Raw genomic sequence first — 19,564 nt, forward strand, 5'->3', positions numbered from 1 at the left:
TCGCCCGCCGCTGCGGGAAAACCAAGGCCAGCTTCTCAGCCTGCGTCGCCCTCGCATTCTTCATCATCAAATCCGTCCACACCGCCTAGCTGGTCCCCTACGAAATTGTCCGACCTGCCACCTTCTGCGTAAATCGCGCACGATAGCTGACAGACTGCGCTTCTCACGCAGATTAACGTCCTGCAACTGTGCTCAACATTCTACCCGCCGCGATTGTACGCGACAAATATTCGGAAGCTGCGCAGAATACGCAAGGAGGAAACGAGCATGCAAATTCCGATCAAGCGGTCCATCGAAGCGGTGCCCGGCGGCATGATGGTCGTGCCGCTGCTCGCCGGAGCCCTCATCGCGACCTTCTTTCCCGGAACCCCGAAGCTGTTCGGTTCCTTCACGGGGGCGCTCTTCTCCGGCGCGTTGACGATCCTGGCTGTTTTCTACGTCTGCATGGGTGCGAGCATCGACTTCCGGGCCACGCCTTACATCGTGAAGAAGGGCGGCACGCTCCTGCTCGTGAAGATCGGCATCGCCGTCATCCTGGGCCTGGTGTTCGGGCGGGTGCTCGGCGAGGCGCCCGTGGCGGCCGGCATGTTCGCGGGCCTCTCCACCCTGGCTGTCGTTGCCAGCATGAACGACACCAACGGCGGGCTCTACATGGCGCTGATGGGGCAGTACGGCCGTCCGCGGGACGTGGGCGCCTACACGATCATGTCGTTGGAGAGCGGGCCCTTCCTCACCATGGTGACGCTCGGCGTTGCGGGGCTGTCGGCCTTTCCCTGGCAGACGCTCGTGGGCGCGATCTTGCCGCTCCTCGTCGGCATGATCATCGGAAACCTCGACCGCGAGATGCGTGCTTTCCTGAGTCGGGCGATCCCGGTGATGATTCCGTTCTTCGCCTTCGCGCTCGGTGCCGGTCTCGACCTGTCGAAGGTCTGGCAGGCGGGCCTGCTCGGTCTCGCGATGGGCGTCGCGGTCGTGGTCGTGACGGGCATCCCGCTGTTCTTCGCCGACCGCCTGACCGGCGGGACGGGCGTTGCGGGCATCGCTGCAGCCTCGACCGCGGGCAATGGGGCAGCAGTGCCAGCCATCGTCGCCTCCGCCAACCCCGCCTATGCCGACGCGGCGGGCCCGGCGACCATCCTGGTTGCAGCCTGCGTCGTGGTCACGGCGATCCTCGTCCCACTCGCAACGGCGTGGGCGGCCAAGACCTTCGGTGACACCGCGGACGTCGAGGCCGAACTGCCGGCCGACGCGGACGTTCGGCCCGCCCCGCGCCTTGCCAGCCACTGACATGGCGGGCCGCTGGCTCATCCTCGCCGACGACCTGACCGGTGCCGCCGATTGCGCCATCGCGTTCGGCCGTCGGGGTCTTGCCGCAGCGGTGACCTGGGGCGACGCGACGCGTATCGAACCGGGACGACTGCCGGCGCTGGCCTACGACGCCGACAGCCGCGGCCTGCCCGCCGAGGCGGCCGCGCGGCGGCATGCCGAGATCCTCGAGCGGTTGCTCGAACCGGATCGAATCCTCTTCAAGAAGATCGACTCGACCCTCAGGGGGCAGCCCGCCGCCGAGACGGCCGCCGCGATCGCGTGCCTGAAGGCTGGAGCGGGCGCGGCCTTCGGGATCTGCGCACCGGCCTTCCCGGCGACCGGCAGGACCACGGTGGCGGGCCACGTTCACGTCGACGGCCGTCCGCTCGAGGAGGCGGAGGTCTGGCGCCGCGACCACACCTATGCCAGCGCAGACTTGGCCCTCGTCCTCGCCTCCGCCGGCATCAGGGTCGAGAAGGTCCCGCTCGCGGCGGTGCGCAGCCCCGACCTCGCATCCGCCTTCGCGCGCATCGCGGCGTCGGGCGATGTCGTCGCGGTCTGCGATGCGGAGACCGAGGCCGATCTCGGCCACATCGCGGCGGCGAGCTTGTCGACTGCGCCGACCGCCTTCTTCATCGGCAGCGCAGGGCTCGCCCACGCCCTCGCGGCAGTCGAGACGATGGTCCCCCGCGTTCCGGTTCGCATCCCGCCGACCGCGCGCGGCACCCTGTTCGTGGTGGGATCGCTCGCGGCGACCTCCCGCTCGGCCGCCCGTAAGCTCGCCGGGCGGGGATGCGTCGCCCACCTTCCGGTCTCGCCCGAGACGCTGCTCGGCGACCCGGCCGGCAGGGCGGCGCTCGCCGCGCGCGTCGCCGCGGTGATCGCCGCCGGCGATGATGCGCTCGTCGAGATCGCGATGGACGGCGCCCCCGACATGATCCTCGGCCCGCGATTGGCGCACGGTCTCGCCGACGCCCTCGATCCGATCGCGCGGCAGATCGGCGCCATCGCGGCGACCGGGGGCGAGACCGCCGCGGCCCTCCTCGCACGCTTCGGCATCCACGGTATCCGGCTCGTCGATGAGATCGAGCCGGGCGTCTCGCTGGGCCTGACGCTGGGGCGCCTGTCCGTCCCCGTCGCCACCAAGGCGGGCGCCTTCGGCGACGAGGACAGTCTCATCCGCATCGGCGCGCGGCTGCGCGCCGTCAGAACCGAAGGAAGCTTCTCATGACCCGTCCGACCATCGCGATCACCATGGGCGATCCGGCCGGCATCGGGCCCGAGATCATCATGAAGGCGCTCGCCCAGCCAGGCGTTCGCGCCATGTGCCAGCCCCTGGTGATCGGGGATGCCGATCGCCTCAGGCAGGCGGCCCGGATCGTCGGCTCCGAGATGCCGGTCGACGCCCTCGCCGAGGCGGGTGAGGCGAACTTCGCGCGCGCAACGGTTCAGTGCGTGGATCTCAAGGTCGTGCCCGCGGACCTGCCCTTCGGCAAGGTGTCGCCCGCGGCGGGCGAGGCCGCCTATCGCTACATCGAGAAGGCCGTTCAGGTGGTGCAAGCAGGGCAGGCGCAGGGTATCTGTACCGCACCGCTCTCCAAAGAGGCCTTGCACGCCGCCGGCCACAAGTTCCCGGGCCATACCGAGCTGCTCGCCCACCTCACCGGGACGCCGGAGGTCTCGATGATGCTGGTCTCACCCAAGCTCAGGGTGATCCACGTCACGACCCATATCGGCCTCGTCGACGCCATCGCGAAGATCGAGCCCGGTCTCGTCGAGCGCGTCATCGCGCGGGGCCACGGCGTCCTGGTGAAGGCCGGGATCGCCAACCCCAAGATCGGCGTGTGCGCCATCAATCCACACGCGGGCGAGAACGGATTGTTCGGTCGCGGCGAGGAGGCCGAGAAGATCGCGCCAGCGGTCGAGGCTTGCAGGGCCAGGGGCTGGGACGTGCGCGGCCCGCTGCCCGCCGACACGCTGTTTTTCCTCGCGGGCCGCGGCGACTACGACATGGTCGTCGCCATGTACCACGATCAGGGTCACGGCCCGATCAAGGTCCTGGGGCTCGAGGCGGGCGTGAACATCACGGTGGGCCTTCCCGTGATCCGCACCTCCGTCGATCACGGCACGGCCTTCGACATCGCCGGCACGGGAATCGCGGACGAGCGGAGCCTGATGGAGGCGCTGCGTCAGGCGGTCGACCTCGCGCCGAAGGCGCAGGCTGCCTGACGGCGCTAGGCTCACCGCCGTTTCCATCTGAACGCAGCGGACGGCGAGGAACTTGCTTGGCGAACCATCGTAGCGCCGACGGGCGGGATAGTCGTGCCCGATACCCCGAACCCATACGCGATGCGGGGTTCGATCAAGCAATACCCGCAGCCGCAATCCGAGGATCAGCCGCAATCCGTGCGCGGCCTCGCGCTCGACACGGTTCCGAAACTCGATCATAGCGAGGGAGTTCACACGGGCTTTCGAAGGGCCGCGTCGTCAACCATGAGGCACGTCCCTGGCCGACGTAATAGCGAGCGAAGGCAGGCGATTTTCAGTGCTCAACCAGACCTGGAGCCGTGCCCGATCCCGTTGGATTGGGTCACGTCCCTAAGTTCTTGTTTTGTCGCGCTCTCTGACGACGAACCGGCCTCTACTTCGTCGGAGTGCGCTCTAGATAACCGCTTTCGACGGCAGAATTGATCCTTTTTGCATCCATGAGCAGCGGGTCTTTCCCCACCCTTGTGAAGACGGTCTGCCCTTACTGCGGCGTCGGCTGCGGGATGGAGCTGCACGTCAAGGACAATGCGGTCGTCAAGGTCAGCGGGAACAAGGATCATCCTACGAATTTCGGCCGGCTCTGCACGAAGGGTGCGACGAGTGCGGCGGCGATCGGCGCCGAAGGGCGCCTCGACAGCGGCTTCGTCTGGGACGATCGGGTCCACGATCAGGTGCGCGTTCCGGCAGACGCGGCGATCGCCGAGACGGCACGCCGCCTGAGCGCCATCCGGGATGCGCACGGGCCGGATGCCCTGAGTTTCTACATCTCGGGGCAGATGTCGCTCGAGGCCCAATACCTCGTCAACAAGCTCGCGAAGGGCTACATCGGCACCAACAACGTCGACTCGAACTCGCGGCTCTGCATGTCGAGTGCGGCCTCGGGCTACAAGCTCTCCCTCGGCGCCGATGCGCCGCCCGGCTCCTATCAGGACATGGACCGGGCCGACGTGTTCTTCATCATCGGCTCGAACATGGCGGATTGCCATCCGATCCTGTTCCTGCGGGTGCTGGATCGGGTCAAGGCCGGCGCCAGGATGATCGTCGTCGATCCCCGCCGCAGCCCCACCGCCGCCAAGGCCGACCTCTTCCTGCAGATCAAGGCCGGCACCGACATCGCGCTGCTCAACGGTCTCCTGCACCTCCTGCGCGCGGCAGGCCATGTCGATCCTGCCTTCATCGCGGCCTACACCGAGGGCTGGGACGCGGTGTCGGACTTCATCGATGACTACACCCCGGCCCATGTCGCCGCGGTCACCGGACTGTCGGAGGCCGACATCCGCCGCGCCGCCCGGATGATCGGCGAGGCCGGCGAATGGATGACCCTGTGGACCATGGGCCTGAACCAGAGCGTGTTCGGCACCTGGAACACCAACGCCGTGATCAACCTCCACCTCGCCACGGGAAAGATCTGCCGGCCGGGGAGCGGCCCGTTCTCCCTGACCGGCCAGCCCAACGCCATGGGCGGCCGCGACATGGGCTACATGAGCTACGGGCTGCCGGGACAGCGGGCGATCGCCAGCGCCGAGGACCGCAGCTTCGTCGAGACGCTGTGGGACGTGGCGCCCGGCACGATACGCCCTGAGCCGGGACCGGATGCGGTGTCGATGTTCAAGCAGATGGCGGCCGGCGACATCAAGGCGGTGTGGGTGATCTGCACCAATCCGATCGCGACGGTTCCCAACCGCGCCAGCGTGATCGCCGGTCTGAAGGCGGCCGACCTCGTCATCGCTCAGGACGTGTTCCTCGATACCGAGACGAACCGCTACGCCGACATCCTGTTGCCGGGCGCCCTCTGGGCGGAAGCCGACGGGGTGATGGTCAATTCCGAGCGCAACATGACGTTGATGCAGCGGGCCGTGCCTCCGCCGGGCGAGGCGATGCCGGATTGGCAGATCATCACGCAGGTCGCCCGCGCGATGGGGTACGCGCAGGGTTTCCCCTACCAGTCCGCGGCGGAGGTGTTCGACGAGCTCAAGGGCGCGTGGAACCCGAAGACCGGCTACGACATCAGGGGGGCGTCGCACGCGCGCTTGCGGCGCACGCCCCTGCAATGGCCCTGTCCGCCGGACGACGCGGCCGACCGCCATCCCATCCGCTACATCAACGACGGCGTGAGTCAGACCCGATTCGTTGCCTTGGATGGGCGGGCACCCCGGCTCGCATTTCCGACGGCGAGCGGCAAGGCGCAGTTCCACGCGCGGCCGTGCCTCCCGATGCCGGAGATGCCGGACGAGGATTATCCGTTCTCCTTCAATACGGGCCGCTTGCCGCACCAGTGGCATACGATGACCAAGACGGGACGCATTCCAGCGCTCAACAAGCTCAACCCGAGTCCGTTCGTCGAGATCAATCCGCACGATGCGGCCGCGCTCGGCATCCGCGACAAGGATCGGATCGAGATCCGCTCGCGGCGCGGTGCGGCGACGCTGCCCGCCGTCGTGACGGAGCGTGTGGTGGCCGGCACCTGCTTCGCGCCGTTCCATTGGAGCGACGTCTTCGACGAGGACGCGGCCGTCAACGCCGTGACCGACGATGCCGCCGACCCCGTCTCGCTCCAGCCGGGCCCGAAGTACTGCGCCGTCGCCCTGACCCGCGTCACGGTCGCCGCGGAGCCGGTTCTTGAAACAGTCGGTTCGACGTTTGCTTTCGAGGGTAGGGGCGCCGGTCCCGGTATGGGCACCGGCGGGCCGGTCTCTCGAACCCCGGACAGGCTGGGAGCGTCCATGTCGCGAATCGAAGCGCTGACAAGTCTGCTCGGCGTGGGTCCGACGGCCGCTCCGGCGTCGACGGACGCGGAGCGAACCTATCTCGGCGGATTCCTGAGCGGCCTCCGGATCGCCGAAGGTCAGCCCAGCCGCGGCGTACCGGTTGTACCGCCGACAGCACCCCTCCAGCCGGCGACGCGATTGTGGCTCGACGGCGTGCTGGCCGGCCTGTTCAGCCGGGACGAGGCCGGCGTCGCGCCTCAGATTCAGTCCAGCGCGCCCGTCGAGGCGAAGCCGGCGGTCGCCATCGTATGGGCGTCGCAGACCGGGCGGGCCGAGGAGCTCGCCCAGCGTATGGCGGTGCGTCTATCGGATGTCGGCTGCGCCGTGCAGGCGTCCAGCATGGCCGATTACGCGACCGAAGACCTGGGGCGCGAGCAGACGATGCTGCTGGTCAGCAGCACCTACGGCGACGGCGACCCGCCGGACAACGGCATCGCCTTCTGGGAGGCCCTCAAGGCCCCGACTGCGCCGCGCCTCGACCACCTGCGCTACGCGGTCCTGGCCTTGGGCGACCCGAGCTACGACCGGTTCTGCGGCCACGGCAAGGCTCTGGATGCGCGGTTGCGCGAGCTTGGCGCCACGCGGATCGTCGATCGCGTCGATTGCGACCCGGATTTCGACGACGTGGCGAAGGCTTGGCTCGATGACATCGAAGGCCGTCTCGTCGTACCGGACTCGCCCGCGTCCGTGACCACGCAGGCGAGCGTCGCTGCCACGATGACGGCGCCGCCGGCGGCGCCAAATCGAAACAATCCCTATGCCGCGCGCCTGCGCGGAAACACGCTGCTCAACCCCGGCAGCCCGACCAAGGAGACGCGCCACGTCGTCCTCGGCCTGGAGAGCGGTCCGCTCGCCTACGAGGCGGGCGATGCGCTGGGCCTGTGGCCCACGAACGATCCGGCGCTCGTCGACGAGATCCTCGCCGTGCTCGGCTTGAGCGGCGACGAGGCTGCGGGCGACGATAGCTTGCGGACCGCGCTTCTCACGCGGTTTGAGATCGCCAAGCCGAACGCCGACATCCTCGCCATGATCGGCGACCGCACACGCGAGGGCGACCTCCGCACGCTCCTCGAACCCGACCGGAAGGACGCGCTCAAGGAATGGCTGTGGGGCCGTCAACTCGCGGATGTCCTGCACGCCTATCCGGTCAGCTTGTCCGCCACCGAGTTGCTGGCGGGGCTGAAGAAGCTGCAGCCGCGCTCCTACTCCATTTCGTCCAGCCCGAAAGCGCATCCGGACGAGGTGCATCTGACGGTATCCATCGTTCGGTGGCTTCAGGCGGAGCGGCCGCGCAAGGGCGTGTCCTCCGCGTTCCTGGCCGATCGCGCCCAGGATGGGCCGGTGCCGGTCTTCGTACAACGGTCGGCCGCGTTCAAACCTCCGAGCAATCCCGATATCCCGATGATCATGGTGGGACCCGGCACGGGTGTGGCCCCCTTCCGCGCCTTTCTGCAGGATCGTGCCGCGACTGGAGCGCAGGGCAAGAACTGGCTGTTCTTCGGTGAACAGCACGCGGCCAGTGACTTTTATTATCGTGATGAACTCCAAGGTCTGCGAGATCGAGGCCTGCTGACGCAGCTAGACCTCGCATTTTCCCGCGATCAGGCAGAACGCATCTACGTTCAGGACCGGATGATTCAGCACGGACGCGCGCTGTTCGAATGGCTTGAAGAGGGTGCCCATTTCTACGTGTGCGGCGATGCGAGCCGCATGGCGAAAGATGTCGAAGCCGCACTCCGAACCGTTCTTGAGACGCATGGAGGATTATCCAACGAAGCAGCAGTCGCTTATGTTCAGAAACTTGGATCTGATAAGCGTTATGTTCGAGATGTCTATTAGTAAAACTACGAGGGGTCAAATTTTTATAGAAACGATAAGGCTTTGACTGTTGAATCAGTTTGAGCCGTGGCGACCGTGACGACTTAGAGATCTGGTCAAGCACCGGGTTTGAGGAATCAAGCTCGCTGAAGGTCGGCTCCGGTTCGCCGCCGATACGGCCGCAAGGATCAAAGGGCAGGTCTGCTCCGCCATCGGCCTGTCAAACCGCGGCAAGCATGGCCGCGTCGTCCACCTCCGCCCGCATCCAGATCGCGGTGTCGTGAAACACCGCACCACCCGCCGGCAGGGCGGCCTCGTCAGACGTCAGCACATTGATGCCGTGGCCGGCGCCGCCGAAGGATGCCGCGGGCCAGATGCTCTCCACCACCACGGTGCCCGGGGTCTGTCCAGGCACGTAATGGGCGTGCAGCACCACCTCGCCGCGGCTGTTTCCCAGGCGGGTGAGCGCACCGTCGGCGACCCCGAAGCGGGCGCCGTCTTCGCGGCAGATCAGCGCCTGAGGGCGGCCTTCGCGCTTGCGGGCGTTGGGTGTCTCCGTGAAGGTGGAGTTCAGGAATTGCCGCGCCGGGGCGGCCACCAAGCGTAAGGGGCGCTCCGCGGTCGCGCCATCGGTCAGCGGCAGCCAGTCGGGCAACGGCGGCAGCCGGCCTTCCGTGTCCCCCAGCGCCCGCCAGTCGGCCCGGAAGCGGAACTTGCCGTCCGGGTGGGCGAACCCATCCAGGAAGTGCGCGGTCCGGAACGGCACCTGCACGTCCAGCCAGCGCCGTGCCGCCAGCGCCTCGGCCGAGGGATAGCCGGACGCGCGTAGCGTCGCATCCGCCAGCTCCAGCCCGGTCATCGCGAAGGTGGGGTCGGTGAGGCCGAAGCGCTGCGCCAGCGCGCAGACTAGGTCATGGTTGGAACGCGCCTCGCCGGGCGGGTCGATCACGGCTAAGCCGATCTGGAGATGGCTGTGCCCGCCGGCCTGGTAGATGTCGTCGTGCTCGAGGAACATGGTCGCCGGCAGCACGATGTCGGCGTAAGCCGCCGTCTCCGTCATGAAGTGCTCGTGCACGACGGTGAACAGGTCGGAGCGCATCAAGCCCTGGCGAACCCGGTTGCTGTCCGGGCAGACGGAGGCCGGGTTGCCGCTCTGCACGAGCAAGGCATGGACGCCGGGGCCGCCCTGCAACGCGGCCGGGTCACCGGTGAGGATGCTACTGATGCGGCTCATGTCCAGTTCGCGGACCGCGGGATCGCGGAGCGCAGTGCCCTCGATCAGCGACTTGTCCCAGGTGTAGATGCCCTTGTTGCTGAACAGCGCTCCGCCGCCCTCGTGCCGCCACTTGCCGGTGACGGTGGGCAGGCAGGTCACGGCGTGCATCGACGCCGCCCCGTTGCGCCCGCGGGTGAAGCCGTAGCCGCAGCGGATGTAGGCGCGCGGCGTGGCGTTGTAGAGCGTCGCGAACGCCTCGATCTCGGCGACGGAGAGACCGGTGATCGCGGCCGCCCAGTCCGGTCCGCGCGAGGCCAAGTGCGCCTCAAGTGCCGCCGGGTCGTCGGCGTACGCGGCCATGTAGGCGCGGTCGGCATGGCCGTCGCGGAAGGCGCAGTGCATGACCGCGCAAGCCAGGGCGGCGTCGGTGCCGGGCCGGACGGCCAGGTGCATGTCGGCCGCCGCGGCGCTGCCGGTGCGGTAGGGGTCGATCACGACCAGCTTCGCGCCCCGCTCCTTCCGGGCGCGGGTCACGTGGGCCATGACGTTGACCTGGGTGGAGACCGGGTTGGTGCCCCACAGCACGTTCAGGTCGGCCAGCGCCATCTCCCGGCTGTCGGAGCCGGTGACCCGGCCGCACCCCGCGGTCCAGCCGGCCGTGGCGATCGTGGAGCAGATGGTGCCCTTGCGGCCGGACCAGCGCATGGCGTGGCGGAGACGGAACACGCCGTCCCGGTGGACGAGGCCCATCGTGCCGGCGGAGCTGTAGACCCACGCCGCCTCGCTGCCGTGGCGCGCGGTCGCCTCGGTGAAGCCGGCCACGACGCGATCCAGCGCCTCGTCCCAGCCGATCCGGGCAAACGCACCGCTGCCCTTCCGGCCGGTGCGCAACAGGGGGTAGAGCACGCGATCCGGGTGGTGCACGCGCTCGGCGTAGCGGGACACCTTGTTGCAGATCACGCCTGCGGTGTACGGGTTGTCCGCCCCGCGCACCGTTCCGATCGTTGCACGGTCCAGCACCTCGATGTCCAACGCGCAGGTGCTGGGGCAGTCGTGCGGGCAGACGGAGGGGCGGGTCTCGCGCATCGGGCGCCAATCCTTGTCGGGCAACACGCGTCGATCGTATCCATACCTCCCCCGAATGGCGAGTGAAGACAGGTCGTTCCCAATCACCGGGTCTCCTGTACGGCAGGGAGGTCATCGACGCCGACAAGTACTGCGGCGCCGAGGACGGCGTGCCCGACTTATGGCTTCAAGGAAGGCTGAGGGCGCTCCCACGGTGTCTCAAGTCATCAGGAGCGAGCCCACGACCGGCAGCCCTGTGGGCTGTCGAGGTCCTGGATCTGCCTGCCAAGCTGGGACACTCCGCTTCAATCCTGGGATGGTCTCATGGACGCGCTCCGAGGGGACATTCGCGCGAACGGATGGTATCGCTGCCGAAGCAACGCGGAGCACCGCATTGAAGGACCGTGATGCTCGCTGCCTGGACCGAAGAGCCAGCCACCTCGGGACGGCGCTCGCCGTGCGCCGGTGATCTGCGTCGATGTCTCGACGATCAGAAAGCCGCAAGCCTTCGAGAGGGATCGCCTGCGCTCAAGGAGCGCCTGCGTGACCTCCAAGCGCTCAAGGGTGCGGTCCTGGCCTACAGGGATCGCTTCGTGGACGCGGTGTCCGCGGATTTCGGCCATCGCTCGCGACAGGAAACGAGCTACCTCGACATCCTGCCCGTCGTCACGACCATCGGCTACCTCCAACGCAACCTCGCGCGGTGGATGCGACCGGAGTCACGGCGCGTCGCCTTCCATTTCCGGCCCGGACGGGCGCGGGTCGCGTATCAACCCCTCGGCGTCGTCGGAATCATCTCGCCCTGGAACTACCCGATCGTTCTGGCGCTCACGCCCCTGGCCACGGCCCTGGCCGCAGGGAACCGCGTGATGCTGAAGCCGTCCGAGGTCACCCCGCGGACGTCCGAACTGCTGGCCGCGATGTTGGACGAGGTTTTTCCTGCCGAGCGGGTCGCGGTCGTCACGGGCGACGCCTCGGTCGCGGCGACCTTCGCGAACCTGCCCTTCGACCATCTCATCTTCACCGGAAGCACGTCGGTCGGTCGCGCGGTCATGCGGGCCGCAAGCGACAACCTCGTACCCGTCACACTGGAACTCGGGGGCAAGTCGCCGGCCATCGTCGAGCGCGGCACGTCGCTGCGCCGGGCGGCGCACGGCATCGCCTTCGGCAAGCTCGCCAATGCCGGTCAGACCTGCATCGCGCCCGATTACGTCCTGGTGGCGCAGGAGGAGGTAGAGGGATTTACTGCCGCCTTCCGCCGGGAAGTCGAACGCTTCTATCCGCAGATCGCGACCAATCCCGATTATGCGACGATCGTCAACGACCGCCACCATGCCCGATTGAGAGGCCTCCTCGACGATGCCCGCGCGAAGGGCGGCCTCGTGCAGGAGATCGGCTCGCGCGACGACGGCAGGCCGCCGCTGCATCCCCGCACCTTCCTGCCGACCCTCGTGACGCGCCCAACCGACGCGATGAGCCTGATGCAAGAGGAGATTTTCGGTCCCATCCTTCCTATCGTGCCTTACGCGACGCTCGACGAGGCGATCGCGTTCGTGAATGCGCGTGCGCGGCCCCTGGCCCTGTACTTTTTCGGCTCGAAGGGGCGGGCACAGGCGGAGGTTCTCGCCCGGACGATATCCGGCAACGTCACGGTCAACGACACGCTCCTGCATTACGCACAGGACGACCTCCCCTTCGGAGGCGTCGGCGCGAGTGGCATGGGCGCCTACCACGGTCACGAGGGCTTCAAGGCGCTGAGCCACGCCAGAGGCATCTTCGTCCAGCCACGACTGAACGCGTCGGACGTTGTCCGACCGCCATTCAGAGCCCTGTTCGAACGCGTGATAGCTCATCTGCTTCGCTGAGATTCCGACCTGAGCAGAGATCGCGCCTCCCTAGAAACTGGGCGGCGATCACCCACCCGGCGCCCGACTGGGGACTGGTTCAGGAGATCCTCGGCGAGGTGCACATGCGCTCGCACCGCGTCGGCCGGTCGAGCCGGGCCGCATGGTGTCCGCGTGCCGGGCCCCGCATCCTGTTCGGGCGGCTCGTCGCGGCCTTCGTGCCGCGCGGCCCCGTGGAGCTGGACGACACGATCGAGCGGCGCAGGGGCCGGCGCATCCGGACCCGGGGAATCTCTCGCGATCTGCGCTGGATGAGCCTGATGCGGCTCGCCCCCGTCCCGTGGGCCGGTCGGGTCTGGGCGGTGCCGTTCCCGACCGCCCGCGTCGCCTCCGAGCGCACTCGGCCGGTGCGCCCCTGGCTGCCGGGGCGCGACCGCGTGCGGGTCGGCGACAGCGGGTTCCCGGTAGAATTGCACCAGCCGCTCCTCCAGCGGCCGGGTCCGGTCGCGGATCAGGGCGTCCCAGTCCAGGTTCCAGCGGCTGACGAAGACCTCGTGATAGACGCGCTCGATCAGCGCTTCCGTGGTGGGGATGTCGCGGAAGATCGCCGAGTGGGTGATGCCCACGCGCTTGGCGCGTTCGCGGGTCTGCCCCTCGAAGCCGTGCCCGGCGAAGAAGCGCGTCGCCGCCTCGACGATCTGGCGCTCGCGCACGACCCCCGGCAGGTGGCGGCGCTTGCGTGGCTGCGGCGCGTCCGAAACCCCTTCCGCCACGCCCTGCCGCCTCGGGCCGATGGATGCCGCTGACGAGCGGGGCAGCCTAAGCATCATTCCGCGAAGTGTCCTGCGGTTCGCGGTCGAAAATGATGCGGCAACAAAGAGATCTAACTCCTTATGTGGTCGCATTGTCTTCACGCGAGCCGGCATCCACCTTGCTGGAAAATGTTCTAGAAGCCACGCTACACGAGGGGCGGGAAGAGTCCGAAGCCATCGGATAAGGAGAGCTTGAGAGCTCCTTGCCGAATGCCCGCGGTGCGGTCGCCGCCCGCGCGTGCGGCGCTCGAACGGACGGTCCGTGCGGGGGCAGGCTCGCAGCGTCACGTTGCGGGGCGCCGGCCCGCGCGCTAACCCCACCGGCCATGCGGTATTACCTCGGCCTCGCCACCACCTTCCACGATCCGGCGCTGGCCCTCGTCGGGCCCGACGGCGCGGTGCTGTTCGCGGAAGCGGCCGAGCGCGTCCTGCAGTACAAGCGCGCGCCGAACTGCGAGCCGGACCCGGCGACCCGCATGGTCGGGCTGCTCGCCGCGTACGTGCCGCGGGGCTCCGAGCTCGTCGTCGCCTCGACCTGGGGTCCGCAATTCTCCGAGTTCCTCGACGGTCAGGCCCGCGCGGGCGCCTTCACCCTGGAGGCGCTCGGCCGGCACGCGCCGGTCCTGAACCGCTCCTTCGTGCCCGAGCGGGCCGAGCGCGTCTTCATCGCCGAACTGGCGCTCGCCCAGGCGCGGGCCGGTTACGGCACCCTGCTGGCGCTGGATCAGGAGACCCGCGGCCACGGCGGAGCGCCGCGGGCGGCCATCGTCCGGCAGCGGCGCTTTGCCCACCACCTCACCCACGCGGCCTACGCCCTGTGGGGCAGCCCGTTCTCCGACGCGACGGCGCTCGTCGTCGACGGCATGGGCGAGACCGGGGCGGCGGCGCTCTACCGGATGGCGGCGGGCCGCATCACCGAGGTACGCCGCCACCGCGGTCGCGGCTCGGTCGGCTTCCTCTACGGCCTCGTCACGGATCTCGCCGGCTTCGACCAGATCAAGGGCGAGGAGTGGAAGATCATGGGGCTCGCCCCTTACGGCCGCACCGACCCGGATCTCACCGCGCTGCTGCGCCGACTCTTCACCGCGGAGGGCGGCCGCCTGAAGTTTGCCGACGATACCACCGTCCGGGCCGTCGTCGCCGAGATCCTCGCGCGGCGGCCCGCGGACGCGACCGAGACCGGCTGGGCCGACCTCGCCCGCAGCGGCCAGGACATCTTCTGCGAGCTGATGGACGTTCTGGTGGCCGAGGCGTGGGCGCTGGCGCCGCACGAGAACCTCGTGATCGCGGGCGGCTGCGGCCTCAACTCGTCCTACAACGGGCGCGTGCTCGCCCGCTCGGGGTTCTCGCACCTCCACGTTCCCTCGGCGCCGGGCGACGACGGCAACGCAATCGGCGCCGCGTGGCTGGCCTACGCCGAGGACCATCCGGACTGGACCGGCCCGGCGCCGCAGGCCCGCCCGCTCACGCCCTATCTCGGCTCGCACGTATCGACTGCGCCGATGGAGCGGCTGGCCGAACAGGAGCCGCGCGCCCGGCGCCTCGGCCACGAGGCCGTCACGCGGGAGGCCGCCGAGGTCCTCGCTGCCGGCGGCCTCGTCGGCTGGGTGCAGGGGCGGGCGGAGTTCGGCCCCCGTGCGCTCGGCAACCGCTCGATCCTGGCCGATCCCCGGCCCCCGGGTGCCAAGGACGCGCTCAACGCCAAGGTGAAGTACCGCGAGGCGTTCCGCCCGTTCGCGCCCTCGATCCTGGCGGAGGCTGGGCCGGACTGGTTCGAGGACTACGCCGACAGCCCCTACATGGAGCGCACGCTGGTCTGGCGCGAAGGCGTCCGCGACCAGGTGCCCGCCGTGGTCCACGCCGACGGCACCGGCCGGCTCCAGAGCGTGACGCGCGCGCGCAACCCCGCCTACGCCGCGCTCATCGCGGCGTTTTCCGAACTCAGCGGCGTGCCGATCCTCCTGAACACCAGCTTCAACGTGATGGGCAAGCCGATCCTGCACACGGCCGAGGACGCGATCCTGATGTTCTACACCACCGGCCTCGACGCGCTGGTGGTGGAGGACTGGATCGTCGTGAAGTAGCGGGCTCAGATCAAGCCATCGAGGGACTTGGGCACCGCCACGGGCACGAGGTCGGCGTACGCGTCCGGCTGCTCCGCCCGGCTGATCCAGGCGCAATCGAGTCCGAACGCCGTCGCGCCCGCGATGTCCCAGCGGTTCGAGGAGCAGAACAGCACCGCGCCGGCCTCCACCCCGAGCGCGTCGAGGGCGGTGGCGCCGGCGCGCGGTAATCACCCACGCCGTTGCGCAGGTGTCATTTTGCCGATTCCCTCGTGGGATGGGCCGCAGCGATCTTGAGCGGTTGAGCCGCGAGGCGCTGATTGAGCTGGTGCTGCAGCGTCCTTGGACGACCTCGCCCACCTCGTCGAAGCCGCCCGCGACGGATGGCAAGGAGCCACGCGGGTAGGCCAAGTCCAGCGGGACCAAGCCCGGCGGGGCCAAGCCGGGCCACGAAGGCCGCAGCCGGAGGATGAGCGCGGATCCCGACGTGGTCGTCGATCATCGTCCCGAGCCCTGCACCTGCTGCGGCGGTCGGCGGCACGCCGACCTTCCGGCCGAGACCATCAGCGTGTGCGGGCCGGTCGACCGGCCCGCGGTCGCACCGGTCGTGAGGCCGCATCGGCGCCTGGCCGTAGGCTGTCCGTCCTGCGGCACGCGGGTCGTCGCACCGCGGCCGGAGGTGGCACGCGCCGAGAGCGCGTCACCGGTCTGGCCGCTTCGACCCTGGCGGCCAAGCGCCGGACGCCGGAGCGGCGGTGGGCCGAGATCCTATCCGCCCCGAGCCGTTGCGAGCTGATCCAGCGCTCCAGGCGCAAGATCGGCCGCGCCCGCGCCCGGCTTCTGGTCTTCCTCGATCATCCCGGCAGGGTCGAGGTCACGAACAACGGCTGCGGGCGACGACTGCGCCCAGCCGTCGTGCAGCGGACAGTGACCCACGGAAGACCGCGCGATGTGAGCCGCGCACGGCGAGGCGGCCGTCCGCACCGTCGTCGACACGGCACGCCTCACCGGCGCCAGCCCCGGCGCCACAATCCTCAGGATCGTCGGCATCTGAGCCAACACCCTCTCACGGCCGGGGATAATTACGATGCTCGGCCGCTGCGAAGGTTAAAGATTTCCGAGTCTCTGCCTCAATCGACTTATCAAACCTTGTTTTCTGTAGATAACAAGTTCCCTCGAACTAGATACGGTGGTAATATTCATTAAATCAATCTTCATGACCCTACATCCCAGACGTCTCTCATCAATAGTTTGACCGCTTGACGCAGGCTTAGAAAGTTTTTGCACTTGTACATATAATTCTAAAGAATTGTCATTTCCAAAATCATTTGCTGTTGTCAAGAATGCGAAGGTGCATCTCCTATTTCTGTAATCGCAGATTTTACTGACGTGGTGTGCCGATGCAGTGTAAATATCTATCGCATTTTTATCTCCCCGAGCAACTAACACTTCGATGTCAATAGAAACATTTATATTGTAATTGGAGAAGGGGTTCTTTATCTTTAACGTCGCCACGCGCTCCTTGCTCCACGTGCCACTCCCTTCAAAATCGTGCCAGCCTGTGTGAAGCAAAGGTTTTAGGAGCGCGCCTTCCGACGTGAGTAATTCCTTGCTTGATTTGCGCGAACTAGCCGTGAAATTCGAGAGTGCGGCTTTCTGTGACGCCACCACCTGGGCTTCCTTAGCGGCCTGCCTCGTCCAGCGACCGACGGGCGCCAACGTCCTAGACCAGAGCAGGTCGTCGAGGGCGGTGGTTTGATTGTCGGTAAACGTGGCATCAAACCTGTCATCGGACAAGCGTTGCTTGAGGATCGAGCGGAATTGCTTCGGATCGTCGCTGATATGAACATTTGGAAAATCCATATACGTTTCGTATCCTCGGAACGCTCGCGTCGTTGCAATAATCGGCTTCCTGCTATACAGCGCTTCCGCTGTCTTTAAGTTCGTCCCACCACCAGAAATGATCGGAAGGATGATGGCTCGTGACAAATTGAAGAAGGTGCTCAGTACCCCGCTATCCTGATTGTTAAGCATGAGCAGCCTCGGTAGCACCAAGCCGCGGCTTCTACGAAAATAAGACCCATTCTGCAGTAAATGGCATACGCCGCCAATCATCGCAATTTTCTCATTGGGTGCCATGAAGCTCAGGTCCTCTCCGAGCATCGCGGCAAATCCTTCGGCGTTCGGCGGATGAGCTGAACCCACAAACAGGGCGATGGCCGAATGACGAAGAAAGTTTGCCCAATATTCCTGGCCACTAGGCTGCTGCATAGGCCACACGCCATTCGGCGCGAGCAAAACTGATTTGCCAAATGTTTCGAAGTGTTTGGCGTCGGAAGCGCTCACAGCCACGATGCCGTGCGCATGCTTGCACAGATCGTTCTCAAGGTCTTCAACTTCGCGCGTGAGGCGACTGCGAGCCTTGTCATCCCATTCCGCAGCTGTGGCGTCTGTCAACCGAAATTCGACGTTCTGAGAGCCATATACAACGGTGGTATGTTTTTGCTTGTTGACTTCAAGATATTCTTTTATGATAGGCCAGAGCCATGGCTGTTCCAGCCAAAAGACATCTGCCTCAAATTCGTTTAGAGCTGCTTCTAGTTCAGCATATTTATCTTTGTCTTTATCGAACAAAGTGCAGGCATGCACGTCTGCCCTAAGCTTGTTTTCATGTAAGTGCGTTTGCATTGACAGATCAAGTGGAAATGACAGCTCTTCTTCATGTATGTTTTCGCAATCAGATGTGTGTACGGATACATGCTTGATTTGAAAACCATCGCGGCGAAGCGTATCATGGATTGCGTTCAAGCGTATCTGACCACCATGCAGCAGTTTGATGGTCCGATATGTTGAGAAGGTCACAATTTTCATTGATTTATGACATCCAGTCATTCGGCAGCGCGTCAAGGTCTGCTTTGAACTTAGCAATCGCCATAGACCACGTTTCGATCTGATAATTCTCTTGAATATATTTTTTCTTTGAAGAAATAATATTGGGGTCTGTGATGTAACGAGCTATTGTTTTTTTCCAGCTGACGTAATCATAAGGATCTATCAGATCGCAAAATGTGCCAGCAACCTCAGGCATTGATGATGAGCTGGAGGATATGCACGGCGTACCACGTGCCAAGCTTTCTGCTATAGGAAGTCCCCACCCTTCGTATAGCGATGGATAAATGCTGAACATGGCGTTGGTGTAGAGCCACTCCAGCTCTTTGTCAGTGACGTTACTAAGTATGCTGATCTTTTCAGGATGTAATTTCGGACAACTTTCAATACTGGTCACAAGATTTTCCATATTCCAACCCTCGTTTCCTACAAAGATCAGCTTTGGTAGATTCAATCCCTCCTGTACTGACAGCTGCCTCCATATATCGAACAACATCTTATGATTTTTACGTGGTTCAATCGTACTTACGTATAGTACAAATTCGTTTTTATGCAAGCCGAAGTTGCTTGTTTTGTTTCCTTGCGCTATTGGAATATCGCAACCTAAATTGATCTTACGTACTGGTGGAATTCTTGATATTTGTAGTTGTCCTGCGTAAGTGATGAAATCAATTTTTGTGCTTTCAGATATTGCGTAAATAACGTCCGCAGTCCACGCGGCGTCCATGATGAATTTCGGAAATAAAATGTCCATTCCTGGAACACAGTATTCTGGCATTAAGATAGGTATCACATCGTAAATAACTTGCACGAGGCGGATGCGCTGCTTCTTTTTCTTCAGATAGATGGCACTGAGGAAATCGATGTCCCACTGTAGTCCCGCACTGATCAGGGTGTCTTTGTCCGCGAAAATGAAGAGCGCATTAAATTCAGGTGCATCGGCCGCCTTCGACTGTGCCACGCCTTCAAATTCCGGAAACATCGAAATAATTTGTAATCGAGTGACCCTGCGAAAGTCCTGACCTTCTCTATCGAAGTATATGAGTTCGACATGATGGGTATCAGCGTTCAAAAGCAAATATCGGGCTATTTCACGCTCAGTTCTGACAATTCCAACGGCATTCTTATCCGTCCATCTAAGCGCTGTCGAAATATCGACAACAGTTCGCATTACAATACCTCCATATATATCTCGCTACAGCGCTGATGCTAGCTGCCCATCTCAGGCGACATCGAATTTTCATATGCGCCGAACGACAAACGTCGATGTTGCAATGCCATACCGGTTTGGCTTGTAGGGTGCAACCGTTCCATATGTGGCACTCATCGTCCGCTTGGTTTTGCGCCACGGGCACCCTGATACTGACATGATGCGCGTTCGGTGCGCTATGAAGGGTATCCTGTGAACCACGGCGATGCCGGCTGACCATACAGCAAACACGATACCGTCGTCAGCATCCTTAGAGCCTGTTTGAGGTCCTCCGCCGGCCGCCCCCATCTGTCTCGTGTGCAA

Annotated in this window: 11 protein-coding genes and 1 pseudogene; 7 read left to right on the top strand and 5 right to left on the bottom strand. The window is 65.2% G+C overall.

Annotation, left to right across the window (positions count from 1 at the left end; genetic code table 11):
- Positions 1–267: 267 nt before the first annotated feature.
- From ACFE8Y_RS15260 to ACFE8Y_RS15275, 4 genes are all read left to right on the top strand, one after another.
- Positions 268–1,287 (top strand): 2-keto-3-deoxygluconate permease, encoded by a 1,020-nt coding sequence (locus ACFE8Y_RS15260; RefSeq protein ID WP_375465236.1) that lies wholly within the window; start codon positions 268–270, stop codon positions 1,285–1,287.
- Positions 1,274–2,539, top strand: coding sequence for a four-carbon acid sugar kinase family protein (locus ACFE8Y_RS15265; protein ID WP_375465237.1), 1,266 nt, complete (start codon positions 1,274–1,276; stop codon positions 2,537–2,539). Before ACFE8Y_RS15260 ends, ACFE8Y_RS15265 begins: the two co-directional genes overlap by 14 nt.
- The gene (gene pdxA / locus ACFE8Y_RS15270; protein ID WP_375465238.1) at positions 2,536–3,537 is read left to right on the top strand and encodes a 4-hydroxythreonine-4-phosphate dehydrogenase PdxA; all 1,002 of its coding nucleotides are present in this window, start codon (positions 2,536–2,538) and stop codon (positions 3,535–3,537) included. The genes ACFE8Y_RS15265 and pdxA overlap by 4 nt, the downstream gene beginning before the upstream one ends.
- A gap of 476 nt (positions 3,538–4,013) precedes the next feature.
- On the top strand, positions 4,014–8,183 hold the full coding sequence (locus tag ACFE8Y_RS15275; protein WP_375465239.1) for a molybdopterin-dependent oxidoreductase: 4,170 nt from the start codon (positions 4,014–4,016) through the stop codon (positions 8,181–8,183).
- Between the two features lie 199 nt (positions 8,184–8,382).
- Here the strand turns inward: ACFE8Y_RS15275 and ACFE8Y_RS15280 are convergent, their stop codons facing one another.
- Complete coding sequence (locus ACFE8Y_RS15280) at positions 8,383–10,464, bottom strand: molybdopterin-dependent oxidoreductase (RefSeq protein WP_375465240.1); 2,082 nt, start codon at positions 10,462–10,464, stop codon at positions 8,383–8,385.
- A 386-nt stretch (positions 10,465–10,850) separates the two neighbouring features.
- Between ACFE8Y_RS15280 and ACFE8Y_RS15285 the strand changes: the two genes are divergently transcribed.
- Entirely contained in the window at positions 10,851–12,308 is a 1,458-nt protein-coding gene (locus ACFE8Y_RS15285; protein ID WP_375465241.1) for a coniferyl aldehyde dehydrogenase, read from the top strand.
- On the opposite strand, the gene ACFE8Y_RS15290 is transcribed toward ACFE8Y_RS15285, so the two are convergent.
- A complete protein-coding gene (locus ACFE8Y_RS15290) occupies positions 12,293–13,060 on the bottom strand; it encodes a helix-turn-helix domain-containing protein (protein ID WP_375465242.1) in 768 nt (255 codons plus the stop codon). The genes ACFE8Y_RS15285 and ACFE8Y_RS15290 overlap by 16 nt on opposite strands.
- 365 nt (positions 13,061–13,425) lie before the next feature.
- Between ACFE8Y_RS15290 and ACFE8Y_RS15295 the strand changes: the two genes are divergently transcribed.
- On the top strand, positions 13,426–15,183 hold the full coding sequence (locus tag ACFE8Y_RS15295) for a carbamoyltransferase (RefSeq protein WP_375465243.1): 1,758 nt from the start codon (positions 13,426–13,428) through the stop codon (positions 15,181–15,183).
- 5 nt (positions 15,184–15,188) lie between these two features.
- On the opposite strand, the gene ACFE8Y_RS15300 is transcribed toward ACFE8Y_RS15295, so the two are convergent.
- A complete protein-coding gene (locus ACFE8Y_RS15300) occupies positions 15,189–15,338 on the bottom strand; it encodes a hypothetical protein (RefSeq protein ID WP_375465244.1) in 150 nt (49 codons plus the stop codon).
- Positions 15,339–15,439: 101 nt separating this feature from the next.
- Here ACFE8Y_RS15300 and ACFE8Y_RS15305 point away from each other — a divergent pair.
- Positions 15,440–16,216, top strand: a pseudogene (locus tag ACFE8Y_RS15305) (hypothetical protein).
- Between the two features lie 53 nt (positions 16,217–16,269).
- Here the strand turns inward: ACFE8Y_RS15305 and ACFE8Y_RS15310 are convergent.
- Both ACFE8Y_RS15310 and ACFE8Y_RS15315 read right to left on the bottom strand, forming a co-directional pair.
- Positions 16,270–18,033, bottom strand: a complete 1,764-nt coding sequence (locus ACFE8Y_RS15310) for a hypothetical protein (RefSeq protein WP_375465245.1) — start codon at positions 18,031–18,033, stop codon at positions 16,270–16,272.
- A gap of 4 nt (positions 18,034–18,037) precedes the next feature.
- A complete protein-coding gene (locus ACFE8Y_RS15315; RefSeq protein WP_375465246.1) occupies positions 18,038–19,222 on the bottom strand; it encodes a glycosyltransferase family 4 protein in 1,185 nt (394 codons plus the stop codon).
- Positions 19,223–19,564 lie beyond the last annotated feature (342 nt).

The organism is uncultured Methylobacterium sp. (genome assembly GCF_964242245.1).
Classification (GTDB): domain Bacteria; phylum Pseudomonadota; class Alphaproteobacteria; order Rhizobiales; family Beijerinckiaceae; genus Methylobacterium.